The 13363-nt window shown below is 56.1% G+C and carries 8 protein-coding genes, 3 tRNA genes, 3 rRNA genes and 1 pseudogene; 8 read left to right on the plus strand and 7 right to left on the minus strand.

All coding sequences use genetic code 11. The features are described from left to right. Positions 1-6: 6 nt before the first annotated feature. The 8 genes and pseudogenes from FGD77_RS06555 to FGD77_RS06590 all read left to right on the plus strand — a co-directional run bounded on the left by FGD77_RS06555 (position 7) and on the right by FGD77_RS06590 (position 5811). The gene (locus tag FGD77_RS06555) at positions 7-681 is read left to right on the plus strand and encodes a D-Ala-D-Ala carboxypeptidase family metallohydrolase (protein WP_255007619.1); all 675 of its coding nucleotides are present in this window, start codon (positions 7-9) and stop codon (positions 679-681) included. Further along, a complete protein-coding gene (locus FGD77_RS06560) occupies positions 678-932 on the plus strand; it encodes a hypothetical protein (RefSeq protein WP_255007621.1) in 255 nt (84 codons plus the stop codon). The genes FGD77_RS06555 and FGD77_RS06560 overlap by 4 nt, the downstream gene beginning before the upstream one ends. Before the next feature lie 507 nt (positions 933-1439). Then, complete coding sequence (locus FGD77_RS06565; protein WP_255007624.1) at positions 1440-2030, plus strand: TetR/AcrR family transcriptional regulator; 591 nt, start codon at positions 1440-1442, stop codon at positions 2028-2030. A 48-nt stretch (positions 2031-2078) separates the two neighbouring features. After that, on the plus strand, positions 2079-2495 hold the full coding sequence (locus FGD77_RS06570) for an organic hydroperoxide resistance protein (protein ID WP_255007626.1): 417 nt from the start codon (positions 2079-2081) through the stop codon (positions 2493-2495). Positions 2496-2498: 3 nt separating this feature from the next. After that, positions 2499-3653 carry an iron-containing alcohol dehydrogenase gene (locus tag FGD77_RS06575; protein WP_255007628.1) on the plus strand — a complete coding sequence of 385 codons (1155 nt, stop codon included), beginning with the start codon at positions 2499-2501 and terminating at the stop codon, positions 3651-3653. Positions 3654-3667: 14 nt separating this feature from the next. After that, positions 3668-4409: pseudogene (locus tag FGD77_RS06580) on the plus strand (hypothetical protein). A gap of 11 nt (positions 4410-4420) precedes the next feature. After that, positions 4421-5098 carry a type 1 glutamine amidotransferase domain-containing protein gene (locus tag FGD77_RS06585; RefSeq protein WP_255007630.1) on the plus strand — a complete coding sequence of 226 codons (678 nt, stop codon included), beginning with the start codon at positions 4421-4423 and terminating at the stop codon, positions 5096-5098. A gap of 116 nt (positions 5099-5214) precedes the next feature. Beyond that, complete coding sequence (locus FGD77_RS06590) at positions 5215-5811, plus strand: SDR family oxidoreductase (protein ID WP_255007633.1); 597 nt, start codon at positions 5215-5217, stop codon at positions 5809-5811. Between the two features lie 176 nt (positions 5812-5987). Here the strand turns inward: FGD77_RS06590 and FGD77_RS06595 are convergent, their stop codons facing one another. From FGD77_RS06595 to FGD77_RS06625, 7 genes are all read right to left on the minus strand, one after another. Further along, complete coding sequence (locus FGD77_RS06595) at positions 5988-6710, minus strand: hypothetical protein (RefSeq protein WP_255007635.1); 723 nt, start codon at positions 6708-6710, stop codon at positions 5988-5990. 160 nt (positions 6711-6870) lie between these two features. Beyond that, positions 6871-6947 (minus strand) — tRNA-Met (locus FGD77_RS06600). An 81-nt stretch (positions 6948-7028) separates the two neighbouring features. Further along, positions 7029-7143 (minus strand): 5S ribosomal RNA (gene rrf / locus FGD77_RS06605). Between the two features lie 112 nt (positions 7144-7255). Continuing rightward, a 23S ribosomal RNA gene (locus tag FGD77_RS06610) occupies positions 7256-10703 on the minus strand. A gap of 524 nt (positions 10704-11227) precedes the next feature. Continuing rightward, a tRNA-Ala gene (locus FGD77_RS06615) sits at positions 11228-11303 on the minus strand. Between the two features lie 151 nt (positions 11304-11454). Further along, a tRNA-Ile gene (locus FGD77_RS06620) sits at positions 11455-11531 on the minus strand. A 163-nt stretch (positions 11532-11694) separates the two neighbouring features. Next, positions 11695-13159: ribosomal RNA gene (locus tag FGD77_RS06625) — 16S ribosomal RNA — on the minus strand. The 16S, 23S and 5S rRNA genes sit together here with 3 tRNA genes alongside, the layout of an rRNA operon. Between the last annotated feature and the right edge of the window lie 204 nt (positions 13160-13363).

A 13363-nucleotide genomic window follows, 5' to 3' on the forward strand; every position in this document is an offset into this window, starting at 1 on the left:
ACCGACATGCCAACCACGACCTACGCCCATTTCCGCGACGTGCCCGACAGCGCCTGGCGCTGGCCCAGTTTTTCGCCCGCCGAGATCGCCTGCCGCGGCACCGGTGCGATTAAGATCAACACCGAAGCCATGGAGATGCTGCAGACCCTGCGCAACCGGCTCGGCAAACCGCTGATCGTGCGCTCGGCCTATCGCAGCCCCGCCCACAATCGCGCCGTGGGCGGGGCTCCAGCCTCCAGACACATGCTGGGCACCGCGTTTGATATCGCCATGTCGAACCATGATCCCGCCACGTTTGCCGAGGCAGCCCGCGCCGTGGGCTTTCTTGGATTTGGCACCTATCCCCGATCGGGCTTCATGCACATCGATCTCGGCCCGGCGCGGTCCTGGGGCGAACCGTTCCCCGCACGCGCCACGCCCTTCGTAGCGGAAGTACCGCCCGCGCGTGAGGTTTTGGCCGAAAGCCGCACCCTGAAAGGCGGCGGCGCGGCCGGGGTAGCGACCATCGGCGCAGCAGGGGTCGAGGTGGCACAGGACGTCCTGGCTGAAACCCAATCCGCCATCCTGCCGCTGGTACCCTACCTCGACACCCTGCGCTGGGTGTTCATCACCGTCGCGCTAATTGGCATTGCCGTCACCATCCACACCCGGATCAATGACTGGAAGCGAGGCAAGAGGTGAAGGGCTGGATCGCCGCGATCCTCGCCAGCGGCGCGGCGCGCAAGGCGCTGGGCCTGCTTTTGGCCGCCACCACTATCGCCCTGTTCCTTTTGAACCTCCGCCGCGCGGGGGAGCGTGCCGGGCGGCTGGCGGAACGTTTACAAGCATCGGAGAAAGCCCGTGAAATCCAACGCCAGATGCTGGACGCTGCCAGCCGTCGTCCCCCTGATCGCAATGCTCTCACTCAGCGCCTGCGCGACGGTCAGTTCTGACGCGCGCGCGCCATGTCCGCCCGTGGTTCCCTACAGCGCCGATGACCAGGCGCGCGCTGCAGCCGAGGTGGCCGCGCTGCCGGAGGGTGCGGTCGTTGTGCGGATGCTCAGCGACTATGCCGTCCTGCGCGATCAGGCGCGAGCGTGCGGGTGAAAAAGGGGCCGGGCAAGTGCCCTGCGGGCATGAGGTACCTATCGATCAAAAGCCCGCGTACGGCCTATTTCACACGGTTCAAGAAAAGGCAGGTCAGCCTCGTGTACGACCGGTCGCACCGGGCAAGACGAAGCTGGCATTCATCGCTACGATCAGCAACTGCAGGGCGGGACTCTCCCGACCTTCGCTGCGCAAAGCACGAACGGCGGCTCCGGACAGCGCAGGTGGTCGTCGGTTGAGGCCTGAATATGGATGTCTCTGGTTATAGCCGATCGATGCTGCTGAGCTGACCATTCTAAAAAAATGATCTGTGACTACTAGACGACCGGTCTAGTGGCTCCTATATCTCAGTCATGAATAAGCGAGAGCATGATACACGAGGCCATATTCTGACGATCGGTCGGCGCCTCACCGCGCGGCAGGGGTATTCCGGAGTGGGCCTCAGCGAACTGCTTAAAACGGCAGGCGTACCGAAAGGATCATTCTATCACTATTTTCCGTCGAAGGAGGCTTATGGCTGCGCCCTTCTGGAAGACTTCGTTGAGGAATACAAAGATCGGCTCGGGACTTCGCTTGACAGCCCCACGATGGATGCACGCGCTCGGTTTCTGGCTTACTTCGAGGACTGGGGGCAAAAACAAGTCAGCCCCAATCCGGAAGACCGTTGTCTGGTGGTCAAGTTGTCAGCGGAAGTCGCTGACCTGTCCGCAGACATGAGTAACATCCTGCAGCAAGGCGTTGACGCCATTGTCGCTCACCTGGCGCGTACATTGGAGGAGGGCATCGCAGAAGGTTCGATCGGTCGGATTGATGAGCCCGACGTCATGGCAGAGGCGATCTATCACCAATGGTTGGGAGCCAGCCTTGTCGCAAGCCTGTCCCATAGTGATGCGCCCCTGATATCTGCCATGCGGGCGACTGAGAAACTTGTCCCTGCGTCATAACAATTTGACCGATCACTAGTCGACCGGTCTACGACAGAAAGGTAACCCATGAAAATCTTCTACAAAACTGCCGCCACCGCGACCGGTGGACGGTCAGGAACGTCGTCACTGAACGACGGCAGTTTCTCGGTGCAAATGGTCCGCCCGGATAGTGATGAGAAGGGTGTGAACCCTGAACAACTATTCGCACTCGGCTATGCCGCCTGTTTTGACAGCGCGATGGATCTAGCCGCCAACCAGCTCAAAATTGACAGTGCTGGATCAAAAACCTCCGTCGAAGTGGGAATCGGCCAGCGCGCCGAAGGTGGATACGGGCTCGATCTGGACATTACGGCGCATCTGCCCGGAATCGCCCGTGACGATGCTCAACGTCTGGTCGAAGCCACGCATCAGCTCTGCCCTTATTCGAACGCCACGCGCGGAAACATCGATGTGCGCCTGCATATCGAAACTGAAGGAAACTAAGACATGAACAACTTCGACTTTTACAATCCGACCAAAATCCTGTTCGGCAAGGGCCGTATTGCGGACCTGAACGATCAGATTCCGACCGACGCAAAGGTTCTGGTTCTATACGGCGGCGGCAGCGCGGAACGGACTGGTGTTCTGGCACAGGTGCGCGAGGCACTTGCGGGCCGCACGTTGATCGAGTTCGGTGGAATCGAGCCAAACCCGCGTTTTGCCACAGCATTGAAAGCCGTGGACCTCGTTGCCGAGAAGAGTATCACCTTCCTGCTGGCCGTCGGCGGAGGGTCGGTCATCGACGCCACAAAATTCATCGCGGCAGCCTCGAAATATGATGGCGACGCGTGGGATATCCTGACGTCGCGAGGGTCAGTTGTTACCAACGCGCTGCCGTTCGGCACCGTGCTGACCCTGCCTGCGACCGCGTCGGAGATGAACTCTGGCGCGGTCATCACCAACTCCGAGAAGGGTGCCAAGCTTCCGTTCGGCAGCCCGCATTGCTTCCCGGCTTTCTCGATGCTGGACCCGGAGGTCACCTACACGCTGCCGGATCGCCAGATCGCCAATGGTGTAGCTGATCCCTTTGTTCACGTTATCGAACAATATCTGACCTATCCGGTCAACGCGCCAATTCAGGACGGTTTCGCCGAAACCCTCATGCGCACGCTGATCGATCTGGGCCCCAAGGCACTCGCATCACCGAAAGACTACGACATCCGTGCTAACCTGATGTGGACGGCAACCCTTGCCCTAAATGGCCTTATCGGGGCCGGTGTGCCGCAAGATTGGTCGAGTCATATGATCGGCCATGAGATCACGGCGCTCAACGATACCGACCATGCGCGCACGCTGGCAGTTGTCCTGCCATCGTTGATGAATGACCAGCGCGGGCCCAAGCGTGTAAAGCTGCTGCAATATGCAGCGAATGTCTGGGATATTCGTGATGGGTCTGATGACGAACGGATCGATGCCGCGATCGCTGCGACGCGCAGGTTCTTTGAGGAATTGGGCATCAAAACCCGCCTTAACGATTACGATGTTGATGCGTCCGGTATCGACCATATCGTAGGCGCCCTGAAGGATCACGGCATGACCGCCCTTGGCGAACATGGCGACATAACGCCGGACGACGCGCGCCGCATTCTTGAAGCAGCATAAAAGGAGAAACTGACATGACACAGCCAATTAAAACACAGACGGACAAAATCAATCGGCAGCATGTGCTGGCGGAACGCCCGAAAGGCGCGCCAACCAAGGACACGCTGAACTTGGTCGAGAGCGAGATCCCAGTTGCTGGTAACGATCAGATGTTGCTGCGGACCGAATATCTGTCGCTCGACCCCTATATGCGGGGCCGGATGAGCGATGCCAAGTCATATGCCGCATCGGTCGAGATCGGCGATGTGATGGTGGGCGGCACAGTAGCGCAGGTCGTCGAGTCAAATGTAGATGGCTTTAAGCAGGGCGATTGGGTTCTCAGCTTCAATGGCTGGCAGGATTACGCCCTGTCGGATGGCTCAGGCGTGACCAAACTCGACCAGTCGCCGGACCATCTGTCTTGGGCGCTTGGCATTCTGGGAATGCCCGGATTTACCGCCTGGGCAGGCCTGACGCAGATCGGCGCGCCCCAAAAAGGCGAGACCATCGCCGTGGCGGCGGCGACCGGACCGGATGAACTGGCTGATGGGCCAGATCCTCAGCAAAAGACTTACGATGCAGGGTTTCATCATCTTTGACACGTTCGGCCATCTCTATCCCGAATTTGCCAAGGAGATGAGCGGCTGGGTCGAAAGTGGTGAAATCAAATATCGCGAAGAGATCATCGATGGTCTGGAGAACGCACCGGACGCGTTCATCGGTCTTCTCAAAGGCGAGAATTTCGGCAAGCGCGTCATCCGCGTCGGCCAGCAATGAAAGGAACGCACATGAGAATCCTGATGGTACTGACATCGCACGATGAAATGGGCGATACCGGCAACAAGACCGGCTTTTGGCTCGAAGAGTTTGCCGCGCCCTATTACGTTTTCAAGGATGCGGGTGCGGAGATCACGTTGGCGTCGCCCAAGGGCGGCCAGCCGCCGATCGATCCCACGAGCGACAGCGAGGACGCGCAGACCGATGACACCCGCCGCTTCAAGGACGATGCAGACGCGCAGGCCGAGCTGGCGAACACGCAGACGCTGTCGGACATTACCGCGGATGGGTTCGATGCGATCTTCTATCCGGGCGGCCACGGTCCCTTGTGGGATCTGGCCGAGGACGCGGACAGCAAGCGCCTGATCGAGACATTCGCTATCTCCGATCGCCCGGTCGGGGCCGTCTGCCACGCGCCTGCGGTGTTTCGGCACACGCAAGGCCTGGACGGCCAGCCCTTGGTGTCAGGCCGCCGCGTGACCGGCTTTGCCAACACCGAAGAAGACGGCGTTGGCCTGACCGACATCGTGCCCTTCCTCGTCGAGGACATGCTCAAGGCCAACGGCGGCAATTACGAGAAGGGCGACGACTGGGCCAGCTTCGTGCTGCGCGATGGCAAACTGGTCACCGGTCAAAACCCGGCTTCCTCCGCTGACGCTGCGCGCGAAATGCTCGCGCTCTTGGCGTGAAGCCATCTGCCGGATGAGATTGATGGAGATCTTGGGTCGCGGCCACAAGGCCGCGCCCAAGTGAACCACCAAATCCGGCCAGACGTACATTTTAAGCCTAAACGCAGGAGAAGAAAATGAAAATTCTAGTCGCTGGAGCCACTGGCAAAACTGGCCTTCGTCTGATGGGCGAGCTTAAATCCCGCGGTCACGAACCCGTAGCACTGGTGCGCGAAAGCTCCGACACGGGCGCTCTGCCGTCTGATGTTGAGCTGCGTCACGGTGATCTGACAAATCTGCAAGATGGGGTATGCGATGGCTGCGATGCGGTCGTTTTTGCCGCAGGTTCGGGTGGCCACACCGGACCCGAAATGACCGACAAGGTCGACCGGGACGGCGCCAAGCGGCTTGTCGATCTGGCCGCGAAGGCGAAGGTCGCCCGTTTCGTCATGCTCAGCAGCGTTGGCGCTGACGATCCGGACCCCGAAGGCGAGCTGGCTCATTATCTGCTGGCCAAACATCACGCCGATGAACACCTCAAGGCCTCCGGTCTGGACTACGCCATCGTGCGGCCCGTCAGGCTGACTGACGAAGACGGAACGCGTGACATCGTGTTGGGCGACGACGTCGATGTCGGGGGCAAAGCCGCAAGGGGAGATGTTGCCGCGGTCCTGGCCGAAGCATTGGATAGTGACCAATGGTCAGGCAAGGCGATGCTCATGCAGTCGCTCTGAAAGTCGCGCCCAAGTGGCGGCGGAGCAAACGCCGGACTTCGTGAAGTGTGTCTATCGCGCGACTACCTCGAATGTGCGCAGCAAAATTGCTGTGCAGCATTCGACAATCTGACTTCGACAAAGGCCTTCGCTGCATCGGTCTCGGAGGTCAGCTTTCAGCAGTACACGCGGTTTCCTCACTGAACTGAAAACGGCTGCAGCACGTCGTCGGTGTCCAACGTCAAGGCGCTGCGCCACAGCGGCGTCTTGAAGACATGGTGTACATGCTTCCCCCCGCGCTCTTCACGGGTCTGGACAAGCAATCCCGCCCACTCAAGCGGACGCAACACGCAGGATGAGAACGCAGCCATCTCTCGCCATCCGGCGGTGTCCCAGTCATGGTTCTCGCCATAGAACGATGCGAACAGCTCCCGTTCAGTTGTGCCGTGGTCGGCCTCGACGTTGATCACGTTCATCCAGACATCCCACTTGCCGAACGGACGCTCGTTGAGGCGCACGTAGGATGCGTGGTCAATCTCGAGAACGAAGAAGGGGATGAGTTCAGCAAACAGCTTCCCCGGAGTCTGCGCCAGCTCCACGCCACGCTTGGTCAGCCGGAATTCACCTTTGAAGTGCCGCCCCAGGCGCGAGCTGATCAAGAGGTAATGCAAAAGCTCGAGCGGTGGAAATTCGTATTCGTTGATGACCTTACTGTAGCGGAACATTTCTTCCGCGCTTCTCCCGGGCCAGTCAAAGTTCTCCACTGCCCAATGGACAAAGACGCGCTTGAACGCCTTTGTCTTGGTCAAACCGATCGCCCCATGGTCCTGCGTGTACTGAAGTGTCAGCAGCGCCGCGCGTAGCAACGGCGAATGCGTAAGGTCGGGATGGTCATCGGAAATGATGTTGAATTCGATCATGGCATGACCTTGCCACGAGGCTCCTGCCGACTCCAGAAGCAGATCGTTCTCGATTCTCTGGAGGCCTCGTCAAACGTTGATGTGGCGTTGATGTAAACCGCACAAGCAAAAGCCCGACTGATTAGGTCGGGCTTTAAGCATTTGATATTGTGTAGGATTTTGGTTGCGGGAGTAGGATTTGAACCTACGACCTTCAGGTTATGAGCCTGACGAGCTACCGGGCTGCTCCATCCCGCGCCAATTGTGCCTCACGAGGACCGGTGTTGTTCAGGTGAGGCTACATCGAAGAGAGATACATAACTCTGGGGGTTTTACTAGGTTTGGCGACGACCTACTCTCCCACGTCTTAAGACGCAGTACCATGGGCGCTACGGCACTTAACTGCCGGGTTCGGGATGGGACCGGGTGTTTTGCTCGCGCTATGATCACCAAACCGAGAAAAACCCTCGGAGTTCCAAGTCAAGAATACTGTGTAGTTGGTGTGTATGACTGATGTTTTCGGAGGTTTGTTCACAGTTTCCTGCGAAGTCTGACTTCTACTGGATCAAATCAAGCCTATCGAGCAATTAGTACCAGTCAACTGAACGCCTTACAGCGCTTACATCTCTGGCCTATCGACGTGGTGGTCTACCACGGCTCTCAGGGATACCTTGTTTTGAGGGGGCTTCCCGCTTAGATGCCTTCAGCGGTTATCCTGTCCGTTCATAGCTACCCTGCACTGCTGCTGGCGCAACAACAGGTCCACCAGTGGAACGTTCACCCCGGTCCTCTCGTACTAGGGGCAACTCCTCTCAAGTATCCTACACCCACGGCAGATAGGGACCGAACTGTCTCACGACGTTCTAAACCCAGCTCACGTACCTCTTTAAACGGCGAACAGCCGTACCCTTGGGACCTGCTCCAGCCCCAGGATGAGATGAGCCGACATCGAGGTGCCAAACACTGCCGTCGATATGGACTCTTGGGCAGTATCAGCCTGTTATCCCCGGCGTACCTTTTATCCGTTGAGCGATGGCCCTCCCACTTGGGACCACCGGATCACTATGACCGACTTTCGTCTCTGCTCGACTTGTCAGTCTCGCAGTCAGGCTGGCTTCTGCCATTGCACTCAACGACCGATTTCCGACCGGTCTGAGCCAACCTTCGCGCGCCTCCGTTACGATTTAGGAGGCGACCGCCCCAGTCAAACTACCCGCCACGCAGGGTCCCGGATCCGGATAACGGACCGCGGTTAGACATCAAGAGTGCGAAGAGTGGTATCTCAAGGATGACTCCACAGAATCTGGCGATCCTGCTTCAAAGTCTACCACCTATCCTGCACATCACAATCCTGATGCCAGTGCGAAGCTGTAGTAAAGGTGCACGGGGTCTTTCCGTCTAACCGCGGGAAACCTGCATCTTGACAGGTAATTCAATTTCGCTGAGTCCACATTTGAGACAGCGGGGAAGTCGTTACGCCATTCGTGCAGGTCGGAACTTACCCGACAAGGAATTTCGCTACCTTAGGACCGTTATAGTTACGGCCGCCGTTTACCTGGGCTTCAATTCAGAGCTCTCACCCCTCCTTTTAACCTTCAGGCACCGGGCAGGCGTCAGACCCTATACGTCGTCTTGCGACTTCGCAGAGCCCTGTGTTTTTAGTAAACAGTCGCCACCCCCTGGTTTGTGCCCCCGGCCTCTACTTGCGTAAAAACCGGGCCTCCTTCTCGCGAACTTACGGAGGTATTTTGCCGAGTTCCTTAAATGTGGTTCTCTCAAGCGCCTTGGTATTCTCTACCAGTCCACCTGTGTTGGTTTAGGGTACGATCTAGCGATGGAGCTATTTCCAGGAACCGATTAGCGGCCCACCCAATCCGATAAGGGTGAACAACCTTCACGATCCGTCACTTCCATCTGGCCCAGGAATATTAACCTGGTTCCCATCGACTACGCCTTTCGGCCTCGCCTTAGGGGTCGGCTTACCCTGCTCAGATTAGCTTTAAGCAGGAACCCTTGGACTTTCGGCGACAGTGTCTCTCACACTGTTTGTCGCTACTCATGTCATCATTCTCACTAGTGATCTCTCCACGGGATCGCTCACGCGCCCGCTTCATCGAAAGCTCCACGTCTCCGTAACGACCGAAGTCGCTAAAGAGACACGGAACTATGTCACACTACGCTCTGCTACCACGGTCACATAAGTGACCATCCTAAGCTTCGGCTCATGGCTTGAGCCCCGTTACATCTTCGCCGCAGGACAACTTGTTTAGACCAGTGAGCTGTTACGCTATCTTTAAAGGATGGCTGCTTCTAAGCCAACCTCCTGGTTGTTTTGGTCGTCCCACCTGCTTTCCCACTTAGCCATGAATTAGGGGCCTTAGCTGTAGGTCAGGGTTGTTTCCCTCTCGACTACGGACGTTAGCATTCGCAGTCTGTCTGCCATCTAGTACTCCTCGGTATTCGGAGTTTGGTTAGGATCAGTAAGCCTGTGGGGCCCCATTACCCATCCAGTGCTCTACCCCCGAGGGTATTCGGATGACGCTCTACCTAAATAGATTTCGCAGAGAACCAGCTATCTCCGAGTTTGATTGGCCTTTCACCCCTAGGCACAACTCATCCCGACCTTTTTCAACAGGTGTGGGTTCGGCCCTCCAGTAAGTGTTACCTTACCTTCAGCCTGGTCATGCCTAGATCACTCGGTTTCGGGTCTGATCCATCTAACTCATGCGCCCTATTAAGACTCGCTTTCGCTGCGCCTACACCTAACGGCTTAAGCTTGCTAGATAGACCAAGTCGATGACCCATTATACAAAAGGTACGCCGTCACAAGACTGGACACTGATAACAATCATTTCATAGGGATGGACACGCGGAAGTGGACTGTTTCCAGACCGGGGTTATCGCTGTAAAGCCCTGCGTTCGATCTATGATCGGCGCCGAGCCCTATGCGAACTCCCTCTCGGTTTTGATATCCGAGTTCGATCCCCGAACGCCATTCGATAGGACCACCCAGATCTTCTTCGCCGCCCTTGGCATACAGCCCCGGCATTGAATGGAATTGAGCGTACCACCGTTTGTTCGGTGTCGTGTATGTGGTCGTGTTGCCGATGCCGACCCAAAGCCCGCCCTCGTCGGTGACTGAAGCACCGTAGGTGAGCTGAAATGGTCCGCGCGCTATGCCCGTTTGCTTTCTGATGTAGATCTCTTCACCTACTTCATCTTTTTGAAAGACAACGTTACCGACGGATAACCCAAGATATGGGGTGCGTTCGCTTTTGGCAAAGCAACCTTCGTTCGGGCAATAATTAACGCCCATGTTGATCAACCCCAGAACGAGGGCGACAACAGCGTAGGTTCCATCCGTAACAACGGCCAAATCCGACATTTTCACTTCCTTGTCGCTATGATTTGCATCTTAGTGATGCAGATTGTCATTAGAGTCCAGTCAAGCTCCGACTGATTGTAGGCGTTCGGTTTCAGGTACTGTTTCACTCCCCTCGTCGGGGTGCTTTTCACCTTTCCCTCACGGTACTGGTTCACTATCGGTCAGTAAGGAGTACTTAGCCTTCGAAGGTGGTCCTCCGATCTTCAGACAGAATTTCACGTGTTCCGCCCTACTTAATACGTCCAATCATGCTTCATATACGGGGCTATCACCCTTTATAGCCGTGCTTCCCAACACGTTCTATTCACATTCATGGCTCGGCTGGTCCCCGTTCGCTCGCCGCTACTAGGGGAGTATCATATTGATGTCCTTTCCTCCGGGTACTTAGATGTTTCAGTTCTCCGGGTTTGCTCTTATAAACCTATGTATTCAGTCTATAAGTACCTAGTTTACCGCATTATTAGCTGACCTTGCGGTCAGTAATAACACAGTATCAGGTGGGTTGCCCCATTCGGAAATTCATGGATCAAAGCTTATTCTCAGCTCCCCATGACTTATCGCAGAGTATCACGTCCTTCATCGCCTCTTACTGCCAAGGCATTCACCAAACGCCCTTTTCGCGCTTGATTTGATCCAGAAAAAGACAGACTTCATCGCCGTCCTATCGCACAGAGTGCGACTTGAGGACAATTTCGTCTGACACGGCTCCCCCAGCTGGTAACTAAAGGGGCCTTGCTTCTGGAACAAAAGTCATACTTTTCCCGCCTGGCCGACATGCGGCCAGACAATGTGCGATCCTCGCGGATCCCACAGGATACAGAACCGTGCAGAACTGTATCCGGGTTAGTGTACTTGACTTGGACAACACCGTCTTTTCAGTAGGCAGACGCATGGGCAGTCGAGGAAGCAACCACGTCATACGCTCGCTTTTGGATCGAAATCCGCCAGCACCAAACCGAGGTGGATCGCTAACGCGCGAACACCAACAGTGTTGTTATTGTATCTCTCTTTACGATGTCAATTCGTCCGATTGGACGGTTAAGAACTGCGCACAGTGCTTAACGGTACAATCAAGTATTGCTGGGGCGCCTGCGTCGATTGCTGCGCAATCGACTTTCGGCTTGTTCCGCTTAATCGCCTTGCGATTAAGCTATGGTGGAGCCTAGCGGGATCGAACCGCTGACCTCCTGAATGCAAATCAGGCGCTCTCCCAGCTGAGCTAAGGCCCCCTAGTGTGGCTTCGCCGCAGGCGAAACGCACGAGCGCGGAAAGCGAATTGCGAAGCAAATCGCGGCGCGTATGGATGCTGTCTTGTGCTCTCGTCGATTGCTGCGCAATCGACTGCCGCACCCGTCATTTTCGATTCGCGAAGAATGACGTTGGTGGGTCGAGGAGGACTTGAACCTCCGACCTCACGCTTATCAGGCGTGCGCTCTAACCACCTGAGCTACCGACCCAAACAGGCCGGTAGGCCTGAAAACTGTTCTGAAGAGATATGAGGACGGCTCGGCCCAAATCAGATCCAACATGTGAACCTGACTGATGTGATCAGCTTTGTTTGCTGATCTGCTAAGTTTTCCACGATCAAGAGCAAGCTCAAGATGCTAGGAAAATCCTTAGAAAGGAGGTGATCCAGCCCCAGGTTCCCCTAGGGCTACCTTGTTACGACTTCACCCCAGTCGCTGAGCTCACCGTGGTCCGCTGCCTCCTCGAAAGGTTGGCGCACGGCCTTCGGGTGGACCCAACTCCCATGGTGTGACGGGCGGTGTGTACAAGGCCCGGGAACGTATTCACCGCGTCATGCTGTTACGCGATTACTAGCGATTCCGACTTCATGGGGTCGAGTTGCAGACCCCAATCCGAACTGAGATAGCTTTTGGGGATTAACCCATTGTCACTACCATTGTAGCACGTGTGTAGCCCAACCCGTAAGGGCCATGAGGACTTGACGTCATCCACACCTTCCTCCCGCTTATCACGGGCAGTTTCCATAGAGTGCCCAGCTTAACCTGCTGGCAACTAGGGATGTGGGTTGCGCTCGTTGCCGGACTTAACCGAACATCTCACGACACGAGCTGACGACAGCCATGCAGCACCTGTATGATATCCAGCCGAACTGACGAAACCATCTCTGGTAACTACGATATCTATGTCAAGGGTTGGTAAGGTTCTGCGCGTTGCTTCGAATTAAACCACATGCTCCACCGCTTGTGCGGCCCCCGTCAATTCCTTTGAGTTTTAATCTTGCGACCGTACTCCCCAGGCGGAATGCTTAATCCGTTAGGTGTGTCACCGAACAGTATACTGCCCGACGACTGGCATTCATCGTTTACGGTGTGGACTACCAGGGTATCTAATCCTGTTTGCTCCCCACACTTTCGTACCTCAGCGTCAGTATCGAGCCAGTGAGCCGCCTTCGCCACTGATGTTCCTCCGAATATCTACGAATTTCACCTCTACACTCGGAATTCCACTCACCTCTCTCGAACTCTAGACCAACAGTTTTGGAGGCAGTTCCGGGGTTGAGCCCCGGGATTTCACCCCCAACTTGCTGATCCGCCTACGCACGCTTTACGCCCAGTAATTCCGAACAACGCTAGTCCCCTCCGTATTACCGCGGCTGCTGGCACGGAGTTAGCCGGGACTTCTTTACTGGGTACAGTCATTATCTTCCCCAGCGAAAGAGCTTTACGATCCTAAGACCTTCATCACTCACGCGGCATGGCTAGATCAGGCTTGCGCCCATTGTCTAAGATTCCCCACTGCTGCCTCCCGTAGGAGTCTGGGCCGTGTCTCAGTCCCAGTGTTGCTGATCATCCTCTAAAACCAGCTATAGATCGTAGACTTGGTAGGCCATTACCCCACCAACTATCTAATCTAACGCGGGCCGATCCTTCTCCGATAAATCTTTCCCCCGAAGGGCGTATAAGGTATTACCCACCGTTTCCAGTGACTATTCCTTAGAAAAGGGTACGTTCCCACGCGTTACTAACCCGTCCGCCGCTCACCCGAAGGTGCGCTCGACTTGCATGTGTTAAGCCTGCCGCCAGCGTTCGTTCTGAGCCAGGATCAAACTCTCAAGTTGAAAAGCTGTTACCAGCTTATCCTTGACGTTCGAACCTCTGCACATATTTGCTCCAACCGGCAAAGGTTGAAGCAGACTGTTTGTCTGTGCTTCCAGTTTCATCAGAAACCGAAAACCCTGCCAAACAGTGAAGCTGACACTACATCATCGGGTTGCCCCTAGTAGCGCGACATATGTACAGTTGTAAGTTCATCGAATGAACCA

The sequence above is a fragment of the Roseovarius sp. M141 genome (genome assembly GCF_024355225.1).
Taxonomy (GTDB): domain Bacteria; phylum Pseudomonadota; class Alphaproteobacteria; order Rhodobacterales; family Rhodobacteraceae; genus Roseovarius.

What these genes read in the sequence shown, in the direction of transcription:
- FGD77_RS06575 (WP_255007628.1), top strand. Translation starts at nt 2,499, where the DNA reads ATGAACAACTTCGACTTTTACAATCCGACCAAAATCCTGTTCGGCAAG.
- FGD77_RS06565 (WP_255007624.1), top strand. Translation starts at nt 1,440, where the DNA reads ATGAATAAGCGAGAGCATGATACACGAGGCCATATTCTGACGATCGGT.
- FGD77_RS06585 (WP_255007630.1), top strand. Translation starts at nt 4,421, where the DNA reads ATGAGAATCCTGATGGTACTGACATCGCACGATGAAATGGGCGATACC.
- FGD77_RS06555 (WP_255007619.1), top strand. Translation starts at nt 7, where the DNA reads ATGCCAACCACGACCTACGCCCATTTCCGCGACGTGCCCGACAGCGCC.
- FGD77_RS06590 (WP_255007633.1), top strand. Translation starts at nt 5,215, where the DNA reads ATGAAAATTCTAGTCGCTGGAGCCACTGGCAAAACTGGCCTTCGTCTG.
- FGD77_RS06595 (WP_255007635.1), bottom strand. Translation starts at nt 6,710, where the DNA reads ATGATCGAATTCAACATCATTTCCGATGACCATCCCGACCTTACGCAT.
- FGD77_RS06570 (WP_255007626.1), top strand. Translation starts at nt 2,079, where the DNA reads ATGAAAATCTTCTACAAAACTGCCGCCACCGCGACCGGTGGACGGTCA.